Below are 21,632 nucleotides of genomic sequence, written 5' to 3'. Positions count from 1 at the left end.
CGGCGCTCACAGGTCGGCCGCCGTGACGTCGGTGCGCACGCCCTGGAACGACGGCTGCCGCAGCCGGCGGTACCCGACCCCGTGCGTCTCCACCTCGACGACCAGCAGCGGGCGCACCCAGCGGGTGCCCCGGGCGTCGAGCGCCGGCACCTCGTCGGCGAACGGGGACGAGGCGGCGGCGAGCGGGTCGAGCAGCGCGCGCAGCCGGGCGGACGCCGTCGTCCCGATGCCGCTGCCCACGCGGCCACGGTAGGCCAGCCCGTCCGGCGTGGGCTCGCCCACGAGGAGCGCGGCGAGCCGGTCGTGCGTGCCCTCCTGGGGCCGCCAGCCGCCCACGACGTACGAGGCCCGCGTGCGGTGGGGCATCTTCAGCCAGTGCGGGCTGCGCTCGCCGAAGCGGTACGGCGAGTCGCGCCGCTTGCTCACCACGCCCTCCAGGCCCTGGGCGAGCGTCGCCTCGGCGAGCATCGCGCCGTCGTCGTGGGCGTCGGGCACCTGCCAGGCGCCCAGCTCGCCGCGCAGGCCCTCGAGGATCGCCCGCCGCTCCTCGAGCGGGCGACCGGCGAGGTCGCGGCCGTCGAGGCGCAGCACGTCGAAGACCATCAGCACGGCCGGACGCTCCCGCGCCCACCGCAGCGCCTGCTCGCGGCGCCGGACGTGGATGCGGTCCTGCAGGGCGCGGAAGTCGGGGGTGCCGCGCTCGCCGAGCGCGATCACCTCGCCGTCGAGCAGCAGGTCGCGCGCCGCCCCCGCCTCGGCGACGTCCGGCCAGGCCGCGGTGATGACGTTCTCGTTGCGGCTGGTCATCCGCACGGCGCCGTCGCGGGACGCCTCGACCAGGGCGCGCACGCCGTCCCACTTCACCTCGTGCAGCCAGGCCGCCCCCGCGGGTGGGCGAGTGCCCTTGGTGGCGAGCATCGGACGCATGGGTCCATCCTTGCCCCATGCGAGCCATCTGGAAGGGCGCCGTCTCGTTCGGCCTGGTCAGCGTGCCCGTCAAGCTGTACGCCGCCACCGAGTCCCACGATGTCTCGTTCCGGCAGGTGCACGTCGCCGACGGCGGGCGCATCCGCTACCAGCGCATCTGCGCGATCGACGGCGAGGAGGTGCCGTACTCCGAGATCGCCAAGGGCTACGAGACCGAGGACGGCGAGATGGTCGTCCTCACCGACGACGACCTGCGCGACCTGCCCTCGACGTCCTCGCGGGAGATCGCGGTGGAGAAGTTCGTGCCCTCGGAGCAGATCGACCCGATGCTGTTCGAGAAGTCGTACTACCTCGAGCCCGAGGGCGCCGGCGCCAAGCCGTACGCGCTGCTGCGGCAGGCGCTCGAGGAGAGCGACCGGGTGGCGGTCGTGACCGTCGCCCTGCGCCAGCGCACCACCGTCGCGGTGCTGCGCGTGCGCGGCGAGGTGATCGTCCTGCAGACCATGATGTGGCCGGACGAGGTGCGCACCCCCGACTTCTCGGTGACCTCCGAGCAGGTGGGCGAGGTGAAGGACGCCGAGGTCGCGATGGCCCGGATGCTCGTCGAGACCCTCGCCGGCGACTTCGACCCCGCCGAGTTCGAGGACGACTACGCCGACGCCGTGCACGCCCTGGTGACGGCCAAGATCGAGGGCGGCGAGGTGCAGCGCACCGAGTCGTCCACCAAGACCTCCGGCGAGGTCGTCGACCTGCTCGCCGCCCTCCAGCGCTCGGTGGCCGCGGCCCAGCAGGCGCGGGGCGAGGAGCCGTCGGCGGAGGACGACACCACGGCGCGAGCCCCGGCCGCGAAGACCGCGAAGAAGGCGGCCAGGAAGACCCCAGCGAAGAAGACCACGGCGAAGAAGACCGCCGCCAAGAAGAAGGCCAGCTGACATGACCGACGCGCCCGCCCCGCCCGTTCCCGGCCAGCCCGTGTGGGCCGAGCTGTTCACCGCCGACGCCGAGCGCGCCCGCGCGTTCTACCCCGCGGTCGTCGGCTGGGGCTGCACCGAGCCGGACCCGCAGCTCGGGGGCTACGCGAACTTCACGATCGACGGGACGCCCGACGGCGGGTGGATCGCCGGCCTCATGGGCCACCCGGGCGACGCCGCCGGCTCCCCGCTCGCCAGCGCCTGGACGGTCTACCTGCACGTCGACGACGTCCACGCGACCGTCGCGCGGGCCCGCGCCGCCGGGGCGCCGGTCATCGTCGAGCCGATGCAGGTGGCCGATCTGGGCTGGTTCGCCCAGGTCGTCGATCCGTCCGGTGCCCCCGTGGGCGCCCGGCAGCCGGGCGCGCACCGCGGGTTCGCGGCCGTGCGGGTGCCGGGCGGTCCGTACTGGCTGGAGCTGCACACGGCCTCGGCGTTCGACCAGACGGTGGCGTTCTACGAGGCGGTCTTCGGGTGGCGCACCGCGCCGCTCGAGGGCGCGCCGTTCCCCTACCGCCGGCTCGTGGACGACGCCGGCGCCGAGCTGGCCGGCGTCATGGACGCCTCCGGCTGGGCCGGTGCGACCTCGACCTGGCAGGTGTACTGGATGGTCGACGACCTCGACGCCGCGGTGGCGGCCGTCGAGGCGGGCGGCGGCACGGTGGTCGACGCCCCGCACGCGACGCCCTACGGACGGCTGGCGACGCTGCGCGACCCGTCCGGGGCCGGCTTCAAGCTCGCGGCGTCGGTAGCCGAGCCGGCCTGAGCGTCGTCCGGCACCGCGGCGAGGCCCGCGCGGGCCGCGGCGGAGTCGGGGAACAGCGCGTCGAACCCGGCGAACAGCGCGTCGCTGAGCCGTGGGGCGAGCAGGTTGAACGCCTCGCCGAGGCGTCCGGCCAGCACGTCCTGGGTGATCGGCCGGTCCTCCAGCGCGCGCAGGATCCGCGCGGCCGCGGCCTCCGGCGTCGAGCCGCGGCCGCGGTAGGCCTCGGTCGGCGCCGTCATCGGCGTCTGCACCAGCGAGACCCGGATGTTGGTGAAGGCGACGTTGTCGGCGAAGGTCTCGCGGCCGGCGATGCGCGCGAAGGTGTCGAGCGCGGCCTTCGAGGCCAGGTAGGCGGAGAACTTCGGCGCCTTGATCTGGACGCCCCACGACACGATGTTGACCACGTGGCCGAAGCGCTGGGCGCGCATCGCCGGGAGCAGGCCGAGCGTGAGCCGGACGGGGCCGAGGTAGTTGATCGCCATCGTGCGCTCGAAGTCGTGCATGCGGTCGGTGCTCAGCGCCAGGCTGCGGCGGATCGAGCGACCCGCGTTGTTGACCAGGTGGTCGACGGCCCCGTGCTCCTCGAGCAGCGTCGCGACGAGGGCGTCGATCGCGGCGGCGTCGGTGAGGTCGACGGCGTGCCAGGTGACGCTGCCGCCCGCGGCGGCGATCTCTCCGGCCACCCGCTCTAGCTCCTCGGCCCGCCGCGCGACCAGCACCACGTGCGCGCCGACGCCGGCCACGGCCCGGGCGGTGGCCTCGCCGATGCCCGAGGACGCGCCGGTCACGACGACGACCCGCCCGCGCAGCGGGCTCGGCAGGCCCAGCGGCCGGGCGACGACGCGTCGGACCGCGGCGGCCGGGCCGGCCAGCAGCGGGGTGGTGCGGGGCAGCGTCACCGGGGCGGTGGCGACGGTGCGCAGGGACGGAAGGCGGAGCGTGGACACCCCTGCAGTCTGCCTCGTCAGGCCGACGGCGCCAGGCGCGTCCACGGGCGGGCGGCCTCGATCTGCGCCGACAGCGAGAGCAGCAGCGGCTCGCCGCCGGTCGGCCCGACCAGCTGCACCGAGAGGGGCAGGCCGTCGACGCCCACGCCCGCAGGGATCGCCGCCGCCGGGTTGCCCGCGACGTTCCACAGGGCCGCGTAGGCGATCATCGGCGCCGCCCGCAGCGCCATCGTCGCGGTGTTGACGCCGAGCAGGCCGCCGTCGAGCTGGCCGACCCGCGGGGGGCGGGTCGCCAGGGTCGGGGTGAGGAGCACGTCGACGTCGTCGAAGACGCGGTTCGCCGCCCGGGCGACGTCCTCGGTGCGGCGCAGCGCCCAGTCGCGCACCCGCGGGGTGACCCAGGAGCCGAGCCGGTAGGTCTGCCGGGTCGTCCGCTCGAGCCGGTCGAAGTGCTCCACCTCGTCGGCCTCGGAGCGGATGCCGGCGAAGAACTGGGGCACGAAGGCCGCCGTCGGGTCGGGGTAGGCGGGATCGATCTCGCGGACGTCGTGGCCCAGGTCGGCGAGCAGGCGCGCGGTGGCGTGCACGGCCTCGACGTCGATCGGGTCGGGCCGGACGCCGGGGGTCACCGGCTTCAGCGTCCAGCCGACCCGCAGGCGTCCCGGCTCGCGCTCGGCGGCCTCGACGAAGGAGCCGACCTCGCCGGCGGCGAAGAGGTCCGACGGCGCGCCACCGCGGATGACGTCGTAGACCAGGGCGGAGTCGCGCACGCTGCGGGCCAGGGGCCCGATGGTGCCGAGCTTCCACCACAGGTGCGGCGCCGGGGCGCCGGTGACGCGGGCGCGCTGCGGCTTGAGGCCGAACAGCCCGCAGCAGGCGCTCGGGATGCGGATCGACCCGCCGCCGTCGCCGCCGATGCCGATCGGGACGAGGCCCGCCGCGACCGCCGCGGCGGTGCCGCCGCTGGAGCCGCCGGGCGTGCGGTCGTCGGCCCACGGGTTGCGGGTGATGCCGTGGGCGCGCGACTCGGTGAAGGGCCACGCGCCGAACTCCGGCATCGCGGTCTTGCCGACGATCACCGCGCCCGCGGCCCGCAGCCGGGCCACGAGCAGCGAGTCGTGGTCGGACGGCGTGCTGTTGCCGCGACCGCCGAAGGTCGTGACGGTGCCCGCGACCGCGAGCTCCTCCTTGATCGCGATCGGCACGCCGGCCAGCGGCCCGGGCTCGAGGCCGGCCGCGATCGCCGCGTCCACGGCCGCCGCCTCCGCTCGCGCCTGCTCGCGCAGCACCACGGTGAAGGCGTTGAGGTGCGCGTCGCGCTGCTCGACCCGCTGCAGCGACGCCTCGAGCACCTCGCTCGCGCTCACCTCCCCCGCGCTCACGGCTGCGGCGATCTGGCTGACTCCGGCGTCCGGGGCGAGGGCGTTCACGGCGTGATCATGACGCACCGGCGGTGAGTTGCGACCTGAGGGAGACCGAGGTGCGACGGCGCGGCCGGCCTGCGGACCTGCCGGAGGACGCGAGGCCGTGCGACCGGCTCGGCGGACGTCTCACCGCTCCGTGACGCGCTCGGTACCTGGATCGGGCCTGCGCGGTGCCCAGCGCGTCACGGAGCGTCGGTTTCCCCGGTCGACCGGGGAAACCGACGCCGCCGACCGCGCCGCACCCGGCATCGAGCCGAGCACCGACCCGTCAGCCCGCCAGCCCCCGGACGACCCGCAGCCCCACCGACATCCGGGCGAGGTCGGCGGCGTCGTCGCCGCAGATCTCCTCCAGGGTGCGCGTGGCGCGACCGATGCGGACGGCGTCGGCGTCCTCCCAGGCCGCGACCCGGGCGGCGGCCGACTCCGAGGCGTCCGTCGTGGCCAGCACCTGCTGGGTGAGGGCCACGTGCACGCCGTGCAGGTCGTCGCGCAGCGCGGCCCGGGCCATCGTCTGCCAGCGGTCCTCGCGGGGCAGCGCGAGCACCCGCTCGCTGAGCGCCGGGATGCCCAGCCGCTCGCCGAGGGTGAAGTGCACGCGGGCCACCTCGTCGGGCTCCAGCCCGAGCCGTCCCGCGACGTCGACGACGCCGAGCACCGCGTAGGCGGGCGGCAGCACGGCCACCCGGGACGCCAGCTCACGCGGGACGCCGAGCCCGACGAGCTCGTCGCGCCGCTCCTGGTAGGCCGCGAGCTCGCGGCCGCCCATCAGGTCGGGCAGCTGCGCCAGCGTCTCCTGCACCGGCCCGGCGAACTGCTCGACGGTCGCGGCGGAGTCCAGCGGCGGACGACGGTGGGTCACCAGCCAGCGCGAGGCCCGCTCGACGAGCGTGCGCATCTCCAGGCGCATGCGGGTCTGCAGCGCCGCGGGGAGCCGGTGGTCCCACGCCGCGATCTCCTCGCGCAGCGGCAGGGACGCGAAGATCTCCCGAGCCACGAAGTTCGCCCGCACGAGCTCGGCCGCCGACGCGCCGGTCTCGGCCGCCAGCCGGGGCCAGTAGGTGAGCCCGGCGACGTTCACCAGGTCGCCGACCACCTGCGTCACGATGATCTCGCGGCGCAGCGGGTGCTCCTCGATCTGCGCGGCGAACCGCTCGCGCATCGCCGTGGGGAAGTACCCGTGCAGGTCGACGGCGAGGTACGGGTCGTCGGGCAGGTCGGACTCCAGCAGCTCCTCGGCGAGCACGATCTTGGTCCACGACATCAGCACCGACAGCTCGGGCACGGTCAGCCCCTCGCCGCGCTCCAGCCGGCGCCGCACCTCGGTGCGCGAGGGCAGCCCCTCGATCTCGCGGTGCAGGACGCCGCGCCGCTCCAGCGTGCGCATCCAGTCCTCGTGGACGTGCAGGAGCGCCGGGGCGTGGGAGGCCGCGTTGGCCAGCGCGAGGTTCTGCTCGTGGTTGTCGCGCAGCACCAGCGCCGCGACCTCGTCGGTCATCTCCGCCAGCAGGGCGTCGCGCTGCTTGACCGTGAGGTCGCCGGCGACGACGACCCGGTCGAGGAGGATCTTGATGTTGACCTCGTGGTCGGAGGTGTCGACGCCCGCGGAGTTGTCGATGAAGTCGGTGTTGATCCGGCCGCCCGAGCCGTCGGCGCCCTGCCGGGCGTACTCGACGCGGCCCGCCTGGGTGAGCCCCAGGTTGCCGCCCTCGCCGACGCACCAGGCCCGCACGTCGCGGCCGTCGACGCGGATCGCGTCGTTGGCCTTGTCGCCGACCTCGGCGTTCGACTCCTCCGAGCCCTTGACGTAGGTGCCGATGCCGCCGTTCCACAGCAGGTCGACGGGCGCCCGCAGGATCGCCCGCATCAGCTCGGCCGGCGTCAGGTGCTCGACGTCGTCCTCGAGGCCGAGCGCGCCGCGCACCTGGGGCGTGATCGGGACGGCCTTGAGCGAGCGGGAGTGGACGCCGCCGCCCGCGGAGATCAGCGACCGGTCGTAGTCCTGCCACGACGAGCGGGGCAGCGCGAAGAGCCGCCGCCGCTCGGCGAGGGAGACCGCCGGGTCGGGGTCGGGGTCGAGGAAGACGTCGCGGTGGTCGAAGGCCGCCACCAGCCGCGTGTGCGGCGAGAGGAGCATGCCGTTGCCGAACACGTCGCCGCTCATGTCGCCGACGCCGACGCAGGTGAAGTCCTCGGCCTGGCAGTCGATGCCGCGCTCGCGGAAGTGCCGCTGCACCGAGACCCACGCGCCGCGGGCGGTGATGCCCATGGCCTTGTGGTCGTACCCGACCGATCCGCCGGACGCGAAGGCGTCGCCCAGCCAGAACCCGTACGAGCGGGCCACCTCGTTGGCGATGTCGGAGAAGGTCGCGGTGCCCTTGTCGGCGGCCACGACGAGGTAGGAGTCGTCGCCGTCGTGACGCACGACGCTGCGCGGCGGCACCGTGACGCCGTCGACGAGGTTGTCGGTGACGTCGAGCAGGCCGCTGATGAACGTGCGGTAGCAGGCGATGCCCTCCGCCAGCCACGCCTCGCGGTCGACGGCCGGGTCGGGCAGCGCCTTGGCGACGAAGCCGCCCTTCGCGCCGACCGGCACGATGACGGTGTTCTTCACCATCTGCGCCTTGACCAGGCCGAGCACCTCGGTGCGGAAGTCGTCGCGCCGGTCCGACCAGCGCAGGCCGCCGCGGGCGACCGCCCCGAAGCGCAGGTGCACGCCCTCCATCCGCGCCGAGTACACGAAGATCTCGAAGCGCGGCCGCGGCTCGGGCAGGTCGGGGATCCGCGCCGACTCCAGCTTCAGGCTCAGGTAGTTCTTCGACAGGCCCTCGGCGTCGGGCTGGTACCAGTTGGTGCGCAGCGTGGCGCGGATCAGCGTCAGGTAGGTGCGCAGGATGCGGTCGTGGTCGAGGCTGGCGACCTCCTCGAGCGCGGCCGTGACGTGCTCGGCGATCTCCTCCTCGGCGTCGGACTCGCGAGCCACCTCCGCGCCGGGGTCGAAGCGCACCTCGAAGAGCCGCACCAGCTGGCGGGTGATCGCGACGTTGGCCAGCAGCGCCGCCTCGATCGTCTCCTGGACGAACGGCGAGTCGCCCTGGCGCAGGTACTTCGCATAGGCCCGCAGCACCGTGGCCTGGCGCCAGTTGAGCCCGGCGGCGAGCACCAGCGCGTTGAAGCCGTCGACCTCCGAGCGGCCCTCCCAGATCGCGCGCAGGGCGTCCTGGACGAGCTCGCGCGCCCGGTCGGGCAGGTCGCCGCCGTAGCGCAGGCCGAACTCGTAGACGTGCGAGGGCCGCGGCAGGCCGGTGAGGCCGTAGGGCCGCTCGTCGACCACCTCGACGCCGAGGCTCGCGAGCATCGGCAGCACCTCGGAGAGCGAGAGCGGCGAGCCGACGCGGTAGACCTTCAGGCGGGCCTCGCCGCGCCCGGCATCCGGCGGCTCGGACAGCGCGAGGTCGATGCCGCCCTCGGCGTCCGTGTCGGCCGGGTCCCCCGGACCGTCGCCGGCCTCGGCGCCGGGGTCGCTGGTCAGCAGCTCCTCGAGCCGCCCGACGTCGACGGCCGCCGTGCGCGGGGCGAAGTCCTCCTTGTAGGCCTCCGGGAAGGCGTCGGCGTAGCGGCGGCCCAGCTCCGCCCCGTGCTCCTCGCCGAACTCGGCGATGACCGCGCCCAGGAAGTCGTCGCGCCAGTTGCGGGAGGCCTCGGCCAGGCGACGCTCGAGGTCGCCGGTGTCGAGGGACAGCGGCTCGGCGCCGGGCGTCAGCCGGACGACGAAGTGCACGCGCGCGGTCGTCGACTCGTTGATCCGGACGGTGAACTCGACCGAGTCGCCGCAAAGCCGGTCGCGCAGGATCTGGCTGAACCGCTCGCGCACCGCGGTGTTGTAGCGGTCGCGGGGCAGGTAGACGAGCGCCGAGACGTAGCGTCCGTAGGCGTCGGTGCGCACGATCACCCGCACGGCCCGGCGCTCGCTGGCGCGCATCGCGGCCAGCGCCATCGGGGTGAGCTCCTCGACCGAGGTGTGGAAGAGCTCGTCGCGCGGATAGGTCTCCAGGGTGTCCATCAGCGCCCGGCCCGCGTAGGAGCGGGGGTCGAAGCCGCTGCGCCGGATGACGTCGGCGGCCCGTTCGCGCAGCAGCGGGATGCGGGTCAGCGACTCCGCGTAGGCGGTGGAGGAGAAGAGCCCGAGGAAGCGCCGCTCTCCGGTGACCGCGCCGTCGACGTCGAAGGTCTTGACGCCGACGTAGTCGAGGTACGCGGGCCGGTGCACGGTGGCCCGGGAGTTGGCCTTGGCCAGCACCAGCAGCGAGCGCTCGCGGGCCTTGGCCCGGACGGCGGCGGGCAGCCGGCCGAAGGAGCCGGACGCGTCGGGCAGCGGGTCGTCGCGCAGGATCCCCAGCCCCGTGCCGGGCACGTGGCGCAGCGTGTCCTCGCCGTCGCCGGCGTCGAGCACGTACTCGCGGTAGCCGAGGAAGGTGAAGTGGTCGTCGGCGAGCCACTCGAGCAGCTCGGCGCCCTGGCGCACCTCCTCGTCCGGCAGCGCCGGCGGGTCGGAGCGCAGCTCCTCGACCACCTCGAGCATCCGGTGCCGCAGCCGCGGCCAGTCCTCGACCGCCTCCCGGACGTCGCGCAGCACGGCCTGGAGCCGCTCCACGAGCGGGGCGACGTCCTCGCCCTCGGGGATCCGGTCGATCTCGACGTGCATCCACGACTCGCGCCGCACCTCGCCGGTCGGCTCCACCGAGCCGTCCTCGACGGGCGCGGCGTGCCGCAGCGCGCCGGTGATGTCGCGGACGACGTCGACGTACGGGTGCACCACCAGGTGCACGTCGCGGCGCTGGCGGCCCAGCTCCATCGTCACGCTGTCGACCAGGAAGGGCATGTCGTCGGTGACCACCTCGACGACGCTGTGCCCGCCGGCCGACCAGCCGTGCTCGGCGATCGTCGGCGTGAGCACGCGCACCCGCGCGGTGCCCTGCGGACGCTGGCCGGCGAGCCGGTAGTGGCTGGCGAAGGCGCCCCACAGGTCGGTCTCGGCGCGACCGGCGAGGTCGTCGACCGCCACGTGCTGGAGGTAGCCGCCGAGCAGCTCCTCGACGTCCTCGTCCGGCGGACCGCCGCTGCCGGTGCCGGCACGGGCCGCCGCCGCGGCACGCTGGACGAGATCGAGCAGCTCGGGATCATGCGTCGCCATTGACACGCCCTCCACGCTAGGGCCCGGCCGCTCGGACGAGCAGCACCGGGGGGTGACCGCGGAGCCGTCGGGGGCGACCCCGAGGCTGCTCAGATCGGACGCGACGCGCCGGATCTGAGCGGATCGACCGAACGATCGATCAGGTCCAGACCACCGTCAGGCGATGGTGGCCGACCGCTCGGAGACGATCCGGGCCACCCGCGGGATGGGCGCGCTGGCGCCGGTGCGCAGCAGGGCGCGCCACCGGGCGCGGCTGTAGGCGGCGGGCTCGGTGGCCTGCACGAACTCGTGAAGGATCCGCGCGAACCGCTGGGGGTGGTCCTTGTGCGGGAAGTGCCCGGCGTCGGCGATCACCTCCACGCGCGCCTTCGGCGCGATCCGGCTCGCGGTGTCGGCGTGCTTGACCGGCAGCACCTGGTCGTCGCGGCCCCAGACCACGCACATCGGCATCGCGTCGGTCAGGTAGGCGCGGTCGGCCATCGTGACGATCTGCCCGCGCCAGTCGACGACGGCCCGCACGACGTGCCGGATCGCCGCCCGGGCCGCGGGGTCGCGGAAGGACTCGACGATGTCGGCGACCTCGTCGAGGTCGCGCAGGTGCTTGGACGGCAGGTGGCTCAGCGCCCGCATCGCGCCGGTGTTGGCCTGCCGGACGCCGGGCAGCGTGAGGACGCCCATGAGCTGGTGGAAGCCGGGCATCGCGATCGCGCGGATCGCCGGCGTGACCTCGGGGCCGAGGCCGCCCGAGGCGACGAGCACGAGCCGCTCGGTGCGCTCGGGGTACTGGTAGGCGAACTGCATCGCGACGCCGCCGCCGAAGCTGTGGCCCACGACGGTGACCTTGTCGACGCCCAGCACCGTGAGCAGGTCGCGCATCCCGTTGGCGTAGCCGCCGAGCGTGTAGTCGGCGCGCGGCTTGTCGGACACGCCGTGGCCGAGCAGGTCGGGGGCGATGACGGTGTAGCGCTGCGCCAGCGTGTCGATCACCGGCGTCCAGGTCGTGTGGTCGCAGCCGAGCCCGTGCAGGAGCAGCAGCACGGGGCCGCTGCCGACCTTGACGAAGGCCCGCCGGTGTCCGTGCAGCGTGACGTGCTGGACCTCGTGCGACTCGGTCACGGGAGCTCCTTCGACGGTTCGGGGAGGGGTGCGCGCCCGGTGCGCAGGCGAGGGCGCGGACCGCCATTGAAGCCCGGATCCCCCATGGATGCTGGGATTCGGGCCACTCTTGACCTTTCGGGCGGGGCCTGCGGCCCGACCGGACTAGGGTCGTCGGCGTGACGCGCGACGAGGGCCCGCGCGCCCGGGCGGCCCGCACGCTGCTGCGCTCCACCGGCGCGCTCAGCACCGAGGCCACGGCGCGGATGGACGCCGAGTTCCCGTGGTTCCGGCAGCTGAGCGCCGAGGAGCGCTCGTGGGTGGCGATGATCGTCCAGGCGGGCGTGCGCGGCTTCGTCGAGTGGTACGCCGACGACGCGCCGGTGCCCGAGCTCGGCGCGTCGCCCCTGGCCGCGAGCGTGTTCGGCGTCGCCCCGCGGGCCCTGGCCGGGGCGATCACCCTGCAGCAGACGGTCGCGCTGGTGAAGGCCTCGATCGAGGTGGTGGAGTCGAACGTCGACGCCCTGCTCGACGCCGAGGCCGCCGACGACGTCCGGGGCGCGGTCGCCCGCTACGCCCGGGAGGTCGCCTTCGCGACCGCCGAGGTGTACGCGCGGGCCGCGGAGGTGCGCGGCGCGTGGGACGCCCGCCTCGAGGCGCTGGTCGTCGACGGCGTCCTGCGCGGCGAGGCCGACGAGGCCGTCCTCGGTCGGGCCAGCGCGCTCGGCTGGACCGCCCAGGAGGAGGTCCTGGCGGTCATCGGGGCGATCCCCCGCACGCGCCCCGAGGCCGAGGTCTTCGACGACGTCCACCGGGTCGCGCGGCTCGCCCGCGCCGACGTCCTGTGCGCCGCCCAGGGCGAGCGGCTCGTCGTCCTGCTGGGCGGCGCGCCCGATCCCGAGCGGGCCGTCCAGGCTGTCGAGCCGCTCTTCGGCCCCGGCCCCGTGGTGGTCGGCCCCACCGCGGCGGGCCTGGCCGCCGCCCACCTCTCCGCCCGCGACGCGCTCGCCGGCCTGCGCGCCGCACCCGGCTGGCCGGAGGCGCCGCGCCCGGTGCACGCCGACGACCTGCTGCCCGAGCGGGTGCTGGCCGGCGACGACGCCGCGCGCCGCCACCTGGTCGAGCAGGTCCACCTGCCGCTGCTGCGCTCCCGCGGGGTGCTCGCCGACACCCTGGCCGCGTGGTTCGCCGCCGGCGCGTCCGTCGAGCGGACGGGGCGGGCGCTGTTCGTGCACGCGAACACCGTCCGCTACCGGCTGCGCCAGATCGCCGACCTCACCGGCCTCGACCCCGCCGACCCGCGCGAGAGCCTGACGCTGCGCATCGCCCTCGCCGTCGGCCGCCAGGCCGGGCCCGTCGCCGACGACGCCCCGCCCCCCGCCGACGACGCGGCCGACCGCTTGTAACGCGGAGTCCCGTGAACCTCCCACCAGTCAGGAGTGGTGGTCAGTTGACGGGACTCCGCGTTACATGCCCAGCGCGCCCTCGGGCACCCCGCCGACGACGCCGGCGCATCTTTGTAGGAACCCCACAAAGACCACCCGGCAACTTCGTGTGCGCCGACGCAGCGCGGCGGTCCGGACGCCGGGCAGAGTGAGGTCCGTGCTCGTCATCGTCGCCCCGGGTCAGGGCGCCCAGTCGCCCGGCTTCCTCGTCCCCTGGCTCGAGGACCCCGTCTTCGCCGCCCGCCTGGAGTGGCTCTCGACGGTGGCCGGCCTCGACCTCGCCCACCACGGCACGCGCAGCGACGCCGAGACCATCCGCGACACCCGGGTCGCCCAGCCCCTGCTGGTCGCCAGCGGGCTCGTCGCCGCTCTGGGCCTGTTCCCGCACCCGGCCGACGCGTTCTCGATGATCGGGGCCGTGGCGGGGCACAGCGTCGGCGAGCTGACCGCGGCGGCCGGCGCGCGGGCGATCACCGCCGAGCAGGCGATGGTGCTCGTCCGCGAGCGCGGACGGCTGATGGCCGACGCCGCGGCGGCGACCCCCACCGGCATGACCGCGCTGCTCGGCGGCGAGCGTGACGACGTCCTGGCCGCGCTCGCGCGTCACGGCCTGACGGCCGCCAACGACAACGGCCCCGGCCAGGTGGTGGCCGCCGGCACCCTCGAGCAGCTGGCCGCGCTCAAGGCCGACCCGCCGGCGAAGGCGCGGCTGATGCCGCTGGCCGTCGCGGGCGCCTTCCACACCGCGCACATGGCCCCGGCCGTCGGCGAGCTCGGCCGCCTCGCGCGCGCCGTGTCGACCCACGACCCCCGCACCCGGGTGATCTCCAACCGCGACGGCCGCGTCGTCCACGACGGGCGCGAGGTGCTCGACCGGATCGTCGGCCAGATCGCCCATCCCGTCCGCTGGGACCTCTGCCTGGAGACGATGGCCGACCTCGGCGTCACCGGGCTGCTCGAGATGCCGCCCGCCGGCACCCTCGCCGGCATCGCCAAGCGCGCCCTGCCCGGGGTGGAGACCTTCGCGCTCAAGACCCCCGACCAGCTCGACGCCGCCCGCGCGTTCTGCGAGCGGCACGGCGAGGCCTCCGACCTGCAGCACAGCCCGACGTGGCGCCTGGTCGTCGCACCCGCCAAGGGCACGTTCCGGCTCGACGCCGAGGCAGCCGAGCTGGCGGTGCTCGCCGCCGGCGCGGCGGTCGGCGCCGTCCGCAGCCTGCGCGACGAGATCCCGGTGCGCGCCGCGCACGGCGGCCAGGTCGTCGAGTGGCTCGTCGAGGACGGCGACCCGGTCGCCCCCGGCCAGCCGCTGCTGCGCCTGCACCCCCTCGACGGGGACGCCGCCTGATGGCCGACTCGCCGCGGCACGCCCGCCTCTCGGGGCTCGGCGCCTACCGCCCCTCGGTCGTGGTGCCCAACAGCGCGATCGTCGGGCGCATCGACTCCAGCGACGAGTGGGTGCAGCAGCGCTCGGGCATCCGCGAGCGCCGCTGGTCGGCGCCGGAGGAGACGGTGCGGCACATGGCGGTCGAGGCCGGCCGTCAGGCCCTCGAGCGCGCTGGACTGGAGCCCGCGCAGATCGACTGCGTCATCGTCGCGACGGTCAGCCACTTCCAGCAGCTGCCGGCGCTGGCCACCCTGGTCGCCCACGACCTCGGCACCGAGCAGCCCGCGGCCTTCGACATCTCCGCGGCGTGCGCCGGCTTCTGCCACGGCGTCGCGCTCGCGGCCGACCTGGTGCGCGGCGGCAGCAGCCGCCACGTGCTCGTCATCGGCGTCGAGCGGCTCTCCGAGTTCACCGACCCCGACGACCGCGGCACCGCCTTCATCTTCGCCGACGGCGCGGGCGCCGCGGTGGTCTCGCCGAGCGACGTCCCCGCCATCGGCCCGGTCGTGTGGGGCTCTGACGGCTCGCAGGCCGACCTCATCGCGCAGCGCGAGGACTGGCGCGACGTCGTCGCCTCCGACGAGCCCCGCATGCCCTACCTGACGATGCAGGGCAGCGCCGTGTTCCGCTGGGCCTCGTTCGCCATGGCGAAGGTCGGGCTCGAGGCCCTCGAGCGCGCCGGCATCGGCGTCGACGAGCTCGACTGCTTCGTGCCCCACCAGGCCAACAACCGCATCACCGACGCGATGGCGCGGGCGATGCACCTGCCCGAGCGCGTGCGGATCGCCCGTGACGTCGTCGAGCAGGGCAACACCTCCGCCGCCTCGATCCCCCTCGCCCTCGACCGCATGTACGCCGACGGCGACGCCGCCCCCGGCGATCGGGCGCTGCTCATCGCCTTCGGCTCCGGCCTCGCGTACGCCGCGCAGGTCGTCGTCCTGCCCTGATCCCCCGCCCCGGCGACCGCCGGGACGGCCGAGCCCACCGCTCCACCCACCACGAAGGAAGAGGCCCATGCCCACCACCGAAGAGATCCGCACCTCCCTCGCCGAGATCGTCAACGAGGTCGCCGACGTCGACGTCGAGCTCGTGCAGCTGGAGAAGTCGTTCGTCGAGGACCTCGAGGTCGACTCGCTGTCGATGGTCGAGGTCGTCGTCGCGGCCGAGGAGCGCTTCGGCGTCACCATCCCCGACGACGAGGTCAAGAACCTCAAGACCGTCGGCGACGCCGTCGGCTACATCGAGCGCGCCTCGGCCTGAGCCGCCCCCGGCAGGCCGGCGGATCAGCGCGCCGGCAGGCCAGCAGGAACCCCGCACCACCACCCGCAGCAGGAGAGGTACTCGCCATGGCACGCACCCGCGTGGTCGTCACCGGTCTCGGAGCCACCAGCCCCCTGGGCGGTGACGTCGCGAGCACCTGGGAGGGCATGCTCGCCGGACGCTCGGGCGTCCGCCACCTCGACGAGGAGTGGGCGGCCGACCTGCCGGTGCGGATCGCCGGACGCGCGGCGGTCGATCCCGCCACCGTGCTCGAGCGGGTCCGGGCCCGTCGCCTGGACCGCTCGAGCCAGCTCGCCCTCGTCGCGGCCACGGAGGCCTGGGCCGACGCCGGCCTCGGCTCCGGCACCGAGGCGGTCGAGGCCGGCACGATCGACGGCGACCGTCTCGGGGTCGCCGTCGCCTCCGGCATCGGCGGCGTCACCACGCTGCTGGAGAACTACGACGCGCTGCTGCAGAAGGGCCCACGTCGGGTCTCGCCGCTCGCCGTGCCGATGCTGATGCCGAACGCGCCGGCGGCGACCATCAGCCTCCACCTGGGCGCCCGCGCCGGCGCCGTCACCACCGTCTCGGCGTGCGCGTCGGGCAACGAGAGCATCGCCACCGCCGTCGACCTGATCCGGCTCGGCCGGGCCGACGTCGTCGTCGCCGGCGGCACCGAGGCCGCCATCCATCCGCTGCCGATGGCCGCCTTCGCCAACATGATGGCGCTGTCGAAGAACCCCGGCGACCCGGCGACGGTCTCGCGACCGTGGGACACCGGACGCGACGGCTTCGTGCTCGGCGAGGGCGCCGGCGTGCTGGTGCTGGAGTCCGAGGAGCACGCGCTGGCCCGCGGCGCGCGGATCTACGCCGAGGTGCTCGGGGCCGGCGTCACGAGCGACGCCCACGACATCGCCCAGCCCGACCCCGCCGGCCGCGGCGGCGCCCGCGCGATCCTGCGCGCGCTGGCCGAGGCCGACGTCGATCCCTCCGCGATCGCCCACGTCAACGCCCACGCCACCTCGACGCCGCAGGGCGACGTCGCGGAGTCGCTCATGCTCCACGCCACGTTGGGCGCCCACGTGCACGACGTCGTGGTCACCTCGACGAAGTCGATGACCGGGCACCTGCTCGGCGGCGCGGGCGCGCTCGAGGCGGTCGCGACCGTGCTGGCGGTGCACCACCGGGTCAGCCCGCCGACGATCAACCTCGACGAGCAGGACCCCGCGGTCGACCTCGACATCGCGGTGAAGACCCGCGACCTGCCCCTCGGCGACATCGCCGCCCTCAACAACTCCTTCGGCTTCGGCGGCGCCAACGTGGCCGTCGTCGTCGGCAGCCGCTGACCCGCCCCGGAGGTCCCCCATGACGCTCACCGCCGATCCCGCTCCCGCGACCAGCGCCGGAGCCGCGGCCGCCAAGCCCGCGCGACACGACGACCCCCGCCACCCCCGGCACCGGCTGGCGGCGCTGCTCGACCCCGGCAGCCTCGAGCTGATCAGCCCCGACGACGACTCCGGCATGATCGCCGCCGTCGGCACGGTCCGCGGCTCCCGCGTCGTCGCCTTCTGCTCCGACCCCACGGTCATGGGCGGCGCGATGGGCGACGTCGGCTGCCGGGTCGTCGTCGACGCCTACCACCGCGCGCTCACCGACCGGGTGCCGATCGTCGGCCTGTGGCACTCCGGCGGCGCCCGGCTCGCCGAGGGCGTGCTCAGCCTCCACGCGGTCGGGCGCATCTTCCAGGTCATGACGCAGGCCTCCGGCGTCGTCCCGCAGATCTCGGTCGTGCTCGGACCCGCGGCCGGCGGCGCCGCCTACGGCCCCGCGCTCACCGACGTCGTGATCCTCGGTCCCGAGGGCCGGATCTTCGTCACCGGGCCGGACGTCGTGCGCTCGGTGACGGGCGAGGACGTCGACATGCTCCGGCTCGGCGGCCCGGAGCCCCACGGTCGTCGCTCGGGCGTGGTGCACGTCGTCACCGACACCGAGGCCGAGGCGCTCGAGCGCGCCCGCACCGTCGCCGACCTGCTCGGCGCGCAGGGCGCGCTGCGCCTCGACGACGTCGAGGACCTCGATCTCGAGGCGCTGCTGCCGGCCTCCCGCAAGCGGGCCTACGACGTCCACCCCCTCGTCGAGCGGCTCCTCGACGAGGGCAGCACGCAGGAGCTCCACGCCCGCTGGGCGCCGAACGTGGTGACCGCGCTCGGCCGCCTCGGGGGCCGCACGGTCGGCGTCGTGGCGAACAACCCGCTGCGGCTCGGCGGCTGCCTGGACTCCCTCAGCGCGGAGAAGGCGTCGCGGTTCGTCCGCATGTGCGACGCGTTCGGCGTGCCGCTCGTGGTGGTCGTCGACGTGCCGGGCTACCTGCCCGGCGTCGGCCAGGAGTGGGACGGCGTGGTGCGCCGCGGCGCGAAGCTCCTCCATGCCTTCGGCGAGTGCGTCGTCCCGCGGGTCACGCTGGTGACCCGCAAGACCTACGGCGGCGCCTACATCGCCATGAACGCCCGCTCGCTCGGCGCGACGCGGGTGCTGGCCTGGCCGGGCGCCGAGGTCGCGGTGATGGGCGCCGTGGCGGCGGTGCGGATCCTGCACCGCCGTCGGCTCGCCGAGGTCGCGCCCGACCTGCGCGCGCAGGTCGAGCTCGACCTGGCCGCCGAGCACGAGCGCATCGCGGGCGGGGTGGAGAAGGCGGTGGAGATCGGCGTCGTCGACGAGATCGTCGCGCCCGACCGCACGCGCCGCCGGGTGGCCGAGTCGCTGCTCGAGGCCGTGCAGAGCGCCGGCGTCCAGCGCGGACGCCACGGGAACATCCCCCTCTGAGCCCCCGGGGAGCGTTCAGCTCTCAGATCCCTCTCATCGTCGCGAGGTGAGATGGGCGTGACCCCGCTCTCATCCTGGCGTTGGATGGGAGCGATCACCCCTTTGGAGGCTCCCATGTCCGTCAGCTCCGTCGCTGGACTCCTCGCGGCCGGCTCGCTCCTCTTCGGCCTCGGCGCCCCTGCCGCGGCACCGGCCAAGGCCAGCGGCCCGTACCCGATGGCGAAGTACGCCTCGACCAGCGCCGAGGACGGCCGGCTCAGGAGCGGCTGCGGCTTCTACGCCTACACCTACCGGGTGAAGCCCCCCACGGAGATCTGGGGCCTCGAGACCACCCTCGTCGACCCGCGGGGCAAGGTGATCGCCTCCGGCGCCTACCTCAGCGGCAGCAACCCCACGACCGACCGCGTCGCCTTCCGCTTCTGCCGCAACACCACCGTGCCCGGCCGGTTCAAGATCCGGGCGAAGTTCTCCTACAAGAGCGGGCCCGGCGAGAACGCCACCGACGGCTCGGCGCGCACGTCCACGTTCTACCTGCGCTGAGCCCCGGCGAGGCGACGCCGGCGAGCCCGGCCCCGGAACGACGACGGCCCGGATCCTGATCGGATCCGGGCCGTCGCGCTGTCGCGGGCGAGCAGGAGGAGGTCAGACGACCTGGTGCAGCCAGCGCACCGGCGCGCCCTCACCGGCGTGACGGAAGGTCTCGAGCTCGTCGTCCCACGGCTTGCCGAGCAGGCGGTCGATCTCGAGCAGGACGGTCGTCTCGCCCAGCGCCGCCTTCACCACGGCCGCCTTGAGCCGGTCCTCGGGGATCATGAGGTCGCCGTGGAGGCCGGTGACGGCGTGGAACACGCCGAGGTCCGGGGTGTAGGAGTAGCGGGAGCCCTCCGTGCCGGAGGTCGCCTCCTCGGTCACCTCGAAGCGCAGCTGCTTCCACCCGCGGAGCGCCGAGGTGATCTTCGCGGCGGCGCCGACCTCGCCGGTCCACGAGAGCTCGGCGCGGTACGTGCCGGACTGCGCCGGCTGCGGCGTCCAGTCCAGGCTCACGGCAGAGCCGAGCACACCGCCGACGGCCCACTCGAGATGCGGGCACAGCGCCGACGGAGCTGAGTGCACGTAGAAGACACCCCTCGTCATCGGACGGGCGGCAGAGCGTGCGGTCACGGTGAGCCTCCTTCAACTACGGCGCGAGCTACGCCTTCCCCAGCGGTCTCGTGCCGTCATCGCGGATCACCGAATGACAGGTATGGAAGTTGTGCGCCCATTGTGACCCATGGGGCGCATGAGCACCAGCCTTCGGGCCGGGCCGTCGTCCGCGACCCGTCACGAGAGCGCGAGCACCGTCGAGAGGACCTCCTCGGCGATCCCCAGCCCGCCCAAGTGGCTCTCCCCGTCGATCACGGTGAGGGTCGCGTCGGGCAGCCGGTCGACCACGTGGCGTCCGTGTCGCAGCGGGACGATGTGGTCCTGGTCGCCGTGCCACCAGCGCACCGGCACCCGGACGTCCTCGAGGGCGAAGCCCCAGGGCCGGGCGAAGAGGACGAGGTCGTTCAGCGGGGCGAGGGTCTGGAAGCGACTGCCGTTGAGCAGGTCGTCGAGGAACATCGCCTTGAACTCGGGCCGAGCGAGCAGCGCCTTGTCGCCGGCGGGCTGCACCGCGGCATAGAGGTCGAGGGCCGAGCCGGCGAGGGGACGCACCAGCCGGATGGCCTGGGTGAGCGTGATGCCGAGGGGCACGCGCGCGAGGTCGAGCAGCGGCGCGAGCCGCACGGCGAGCTGGATCGGCCCGCCTTCGACGGCATCCGGGCCGGCCGTGGGGGCGACGCCGCCCAGGACGCCGACGCCCCGGACACGCCCGGGCAGCGCCGCGGCGGCCGCCAGGACGTACGGACCGCCGCCGGAGAGCCCGACGAGACGGACGTCGTCGATGGCGAGCGCCGCGAGCAGGAGCTCGAGGTCCTCGGCCCAGTCGCGGACGTCCGGGTAGAGGTGCGGCGAGGACGAGCCGATGCCCGGACGGTCGACGCCGATGATCCGCATGCCCTCGCGCTCGGCGAAGGAGCGCGCCTCGAAGGGGATCTGCCGGCGTGCGCCGGGCGTGCCGTGCATCCAGACCACCGCCGGCCCCCTCGGGGCGCCGTACTCGGCGAAGCTCAGGCGACGACCGTCACGGACTGCGACGCTGCCCTCGAGGGCGGGACGCTCCACGCTCACCATGGCGCGCAGTCTCGCACCGTCACCGCAGTGGAGTGGCCCGGCTCACTCCGCGGTACGACGCTCCAGGTCCGCCGCCCGCTCCGACGCGTCGGTGAGGTCCTCGGCGTCGATCGCCTGGGTGCGGTGGAACCAGGTCAGCGCCTCCTCGAGGCGACCGGCCGCCTCGAGCGTGTCGGCGTACGCGTAGCGCAGTCGGACGACCCACGACGAGCGGCTCTTCGAGGTCAACGGAGCGAGCTCGAGGGTGCGCAGCGCGGCGTCGAGCTGCCCGAGGTCGCGACGCGCGCCGGCCTCGACGATCGTCATCTCGGCCTTCGCCTCCGGCACGAAGTTCACCACCGACGGGCTCTTGGCCAGCTTGATCGCCTGCTCCGGCTGACCGAGTGCACGGTGGCAGTCGGCCATGATCGGCAGGTACGCGGTCGCACCGTTCATCCGCTTGGCCGCCCGCAGATCGGCCAGCGCCTCGGCGTAGTGACCCGCCGCGTAGGCCGCCTCGCCGACGGCCTCCCGGACGACCGCGAGGCGGGACGCGCGCGCCCGCGCCGCGAGCGTGTGTCGGTAGGCCGTCTCCGGGTCGGAGTCGATCAGCTGACCGGCCGCCACCAGGTGCCGCGCGATGCGCTGCGCGAGCTTCTCCGGCAGGCCCTTCAGCTGCGCCGAGATCGCGCGATCGAGCTCCTTGCCGGTGATCTCCTCCGGCAGCGGCGGACCGTCGTAGACAGCCTGGTCGACGCGCTCGCGACGGGGCTCGGCGTCACGCTGGCCGCGCGGACCGCGCCCGCCGGCGTCCCGGCCGGGTCCTCCCGGCCGCGCACCGCCACGACCGCCGCCCCCGCGGGTGCCGCCGTCGCGACGCTCCTCGAAGGGACGCTTGTCGGCGCGCTCCGAGCGCGGTCCTCCCGGCTTGCCCCCGCTGCGGCCGCGCTCCGGTCGGTCGCCACCCCGGGGGGCGTCCCCCGAGCGGCCACGACCACCACCGGCCGGACGTCCGGCTCCGGGACGATCGGGGCGACCTCCTGACGGCCTGCCACCTCGTGCTCGATCGTTCTCCGCCATCTGTCCTGCTCCTCAGCTCGCCCGTGGGGCGATGGTGCCTGAAAACAGGTTCAGGGGCCACCCTGTGGGTGGCCCCTGAACCATTCAAATGATTGTCCGGCGGCGTCCTACTCTCCCACAACC

17 protein-coding genes are annotated in these 21,632 nt (G+C 74.8%); 9 read left to right on the top strand and 8 right to left on the bottom strand.

The genetic code is table 11. The annotated features are described in order from the left end of the window. Window positions 1-6: 6 nt before the first annotated feature. Window positions 7-927 (bottom strand): non-homologous end-joining DNA ligase, encoded by a 921-nt coding sequence (gene ligD / locus K8Z61_RS00085; protein WP_224126037.1) that lies wholly within the window; start codon window positions 925-927, stop codon window positions 7-9. A gap of 17 nt (window positions 928-944) precedes the next feature. On the opposite strand from ligD, the gene K8Z61_RS00080 reads away from it, so the two are divergent. Both K8Z61_RS00080 and K8Z61_RS00075 read left to right on the top strand, forming a co-directional pair. Then, a complete protein-coding gene (locus K8Z61_RS00080) occupies window positions 945-1,859 on the top strand; it encodes a Ku protein (RefSeq protein ID WP_224126036.1) in 915 nt (304 codons plus the stop codon). A gap of 1 nt (window position 1,860) precedes the next feature. Then, window positions 1,861-2,664 (top strand): VOC family protein, encoded by an 804-nt coding sequence (locus K8Z61_RS00075; protein ID WP_224126035.1) that lies wholly within the window; start codon window positions 1,861-1,863, stop codon window positions 2,662-2,664. Here K8Z61_RS00075 and K8Z61_RS00070 read toward each other — a convergent pair. The 4 genes from K8Z61_RS00070 to K8Z61_RS00055 form a co-directional block, all read right to left on the bottom strand. Then, window positions 2,586-3,611, bottom strand: a complete 1,026-nt coding sequence (locus tag K8Z61_RS00070) for an SDR family NAD(P)-dependent oxidoreductase (RefSeq protein ID WP_224126034.1) — start codon at window positions 3,609-3,611, stop codon at window positions 2,586-2,588. The genes K8Z61_RS00075 and K8Z61_RS00070 overlap by 79 nt on opposite strands. A gap of 17 nt (window positions 3,612-3,628) precedes the next feature. Further along, a complete protein-coding gene (locus K8Z61_RS00065) occupies window positions 3,629-5,041 on the bottom strand; it encodes an amidase (RefSeq protein ID WP_224126033.1) in 1,413 nt (470 codons plus the stop codon). 262 nt (window positions 5,042-5,303) lie between these two features. Next, a complete protein-coding gene (locus K8Z61_RS00060; RefSeq protein ID WP_224126032.1) occupies window positions 5,304-10,226 on the bottom strand; it encodes an NAD-glutamate dehydrogenase in 4,923 nt (1,640 codons plus the stop codon). Window positions 10,227-10,382: 156 nt separating this feature from the next. Further along, window positions 10,383-11,342: an alpha/beta fold hydrolase gene (locus K8Z61_RS00055; protein ID WP_224126031.1), complete on the bottom strand. Its 960-nt coding sequence runs from the start codon at window positions 11,340-11,342 to the stop codon at window positions 10,383-10,385. 158 nt (window positions 11,343-11,500) lie between these two features. Here K8Z61_RS00055 and K8Z61_RS00050 point away from each other — a divergent pair, with 158 nt between their 5' ends. The 7 genes from K8Z61_RS00050 to K8Z61_RS00020 all read left to right on the top strand — a co-directional run bounded on the left by K8Z61_RS00050 (window position 11,501) and on the right by K8Z61_RS00020 (window position 18,776). Then, complete coding sequence (locus tag K8Z61_RS00050; protein ID WP_224126030.1) at window positions 11,501-12,727, top strand: CdaR family transcriptional regulator; 1,227 nt, start codon at window positions 11,501-11,503, stop codon at window positions 12,725-12,727. Window positions 12,728-12,923: 196 nt separating this feature from the next. Beyond that, a complete protein-coding gene (locus tag K8Z61_RS00045) occupies window positions 12,924-14,114 on the top strand; it encodes an acyltransferase domain-containing protein (RefSeq protein WP_224126029.1) in 1,191 nt (396 codons plus the stop codon). After that, on the top strand, window positions 14,114-15,100 hold the full coding sequence (locus tag K8Z61_RS00040) for a beta-ketoacyl-ACP synthase III (RefSeq protein ID WP_224126028.1): 987 nt from the start codon (window positions 14,114-14,116) through the stop codon (window positions 15,098-15,100). Before K8Z61_RS00045 ends, K8Z61_RS00040 begins: the two co-directional genes overlap by 1 nt. A 67-nt stretch (window positions 15,101-15,167) precedes the next feature. Next, complete coding sequence (locus K8Z61_RS00035) at window positions 15,168-15,413, top strand: acyl carrier protein (RefSeq protein ID WP_224126027.1); 246 nt, start codon at window positions 15,168-15,170, stop codon at window positions 15,411-15,413. Between the two features lie 86 nt (window positions 15,414-15,499). Further along, window positions 15,500-16,759, top strand: coding sequence for a beta-ketoacyl synthase (locus tag K8Z61_RS00030; protein WP_224126026.1), 1,260 nt, complete (start codon window positions 15,500-15,502; stop codon window positions 16,757-16,759). A gap of 19 nt (window positions 16,760-16,778) precedes the next feature. Then, complete coding sequence (locus K8Z61_RS00025) at window positions 16,779-18,236, top strand: acyl-CoA carboxylase subunit beta (protein WP_224126025.1); 1,458 nt, start codon at window positions 16,779-16,781, stop codon at window positions 18,234-18,236. Window positions 18,237-18,350: 114 nt separating this feature from the next. Then, the gene (locus K8Z61_RS00020; protein WP_224126024.1) at window positions 18,351-18,776 is read left to right on the top strand and encodes a hypothetical protein; all 426 of its coding nucleotides are present in this window, start codon (window positions 18,351-18,353) and stop codon (window positions 18,774-18,776) included. A gap of 102 nt (window positions 18,777-18,878) precedes the next feature. Here the strand turns inward: K8Z61_RS00020 and K8Z61_RS00015 are convergent, their stop codons facing one another. The 3 genes from K8Z61_RS00015 to K8Z61_RS00005 all read right to left on the bottom strand — a co-directional run bounded on the left by K8Z61_RS00015 (window position 18,879) and on the right by K8Z61_RS00005 (window position 21,509). Next, on the bottom strand, window positions 18,879-19,370 hold the full coding sequence (locus K8Z61_RS00015; RefSeq protein ID WP_224127550.1) for a DUF3145 domain-containing protein: 492 nt from the start codon (window positions 19,368-19,370) through the stop codon (window positions 18,879-18,881). 186 nt (window positions 19,371-19,556) lie between these two features. After that, window positions 19,557-20,450, bottom strand: a complete 894-nt coding sequence (locus tag K8Z61_RS00010) for an alpha/beta fold hydrolase (protein WP_224126023.1) — start codon at window positions 20,448-20,450, stop codon at window positions 19,557-19,559. Window positions 20,451-20,492: 42 nt separating this feature from the next. After that, window positions 20,493-21,509 (bottom strand): tetratricopeptide repeat protein, encoded by a 1,017-nt coding sequence (locus K8Z61_RS00005; protein WP_224126022.1) that lies wholly within the window; start codon window positions 21,507-21,509, stop codon window positions 20,493-20,495. Between the last annotated feature and the right edge of the window lie 123 nt (window positions 21,510-21,632).

The sequence above is a fragment of the Nocardioides sp. TRM66260-LWL genome, from assembly GCF_020075545.1.
Taxonomy (GTDB): Bacteria; Actinomycetota; Actinomycetes; order Propionibacteriales; family Nocardioidaceae; genus Nocardioides.
The sequence above is the reverse complement of the archived record's forward strand: the minus strand, read 5'-3'. Positions and strand labels throughout refer to the sequence as shown.

Coding starts and splice junctions, on each gene's coding strand:
- ligD (WP_224126037.1), bottom strand. CDS start 927: ATGCGTCCGATGCTCGCCACCAAGGGCACTCGCCCACCCGCGGGGGCG.
- K8Z61_RS00080 (WP_224126036.1), top strand. CDS start 945: ATGCGAGCCATCTGGAAGGGCGCCGTCTCGTTCGGCCTGGTCAGCGTG.
- K8Z61_RS00075 (WP_224126035.1), top strand. CDS start 1,861: ATGACCGACGCGCCCGCCCCGCCCGTTCCCGGCCAGCCCGTGTGGGCC.
- K8Z61_RS00060 (WP_224126032.1), bottom strand. CDS start 10,226: ATGGCGACGCATGATCCCGAGCTGCTCGATCTCGTCCAGCGTGCCGCG.
- K8Z61_RS00040 (WP_224126028.1), top strand. CDS start 14,114: ATGGCCGACTCGCCGCGGCACGCCCGCCTCTCGGGGCTCGGCGCCTAC.
- K8Z61_RS00035 (WP_224126027.1), top strand. CDS start 15,168: ATGCCCACCACCGAAGAGATCCGCACCTCCCTCGCCGAGATCGTCAAC.
- K8Z61_RS00030 (WP_224126026.1), top strand. CDS start 15,500: ATGGCACGCACCCGCGTGGTCGTCACCGGTCTCGGAGCCACCAGCCCC.
- K8Z61_RS00025 (WP_224126025.1), top strand. CDS start 16,779: ATGACGCTCACCGCCGATCCCGCTCCCGCGACCAGCGCCGGAGCCGCG.
- K8Z61_RS00020 (WP_224126024.1), top strand. CDS start 18,351: ATGTCCGTCAGCTCCGTCGCTGGACTCCTCGCGGCCGGCTCGCTCCTC.
- K8Z61_RS00015 (WP_224127550.1), bottom strand. CDS start 19,370: ATGACGAGGGGTGTCTTCTACGTGCACTCAGCTCCGTCGGCGCTGTGC.
- K8Z61_RS00010 (WP_224126023.1), bottom strand. CDS start 20,450: ATGGTGAGCGTGGAGCGTCCCGCCCTCGAGGGCAGCGTCGCAGTCCGT.
- K8Z61_RS00005 (WP_224126022.1), bottom strand. CDS start 21,509: ATGGCGGAGAACGATCGAGCACGAGGTGGCAGGCCGTCAGGAGGTCGC.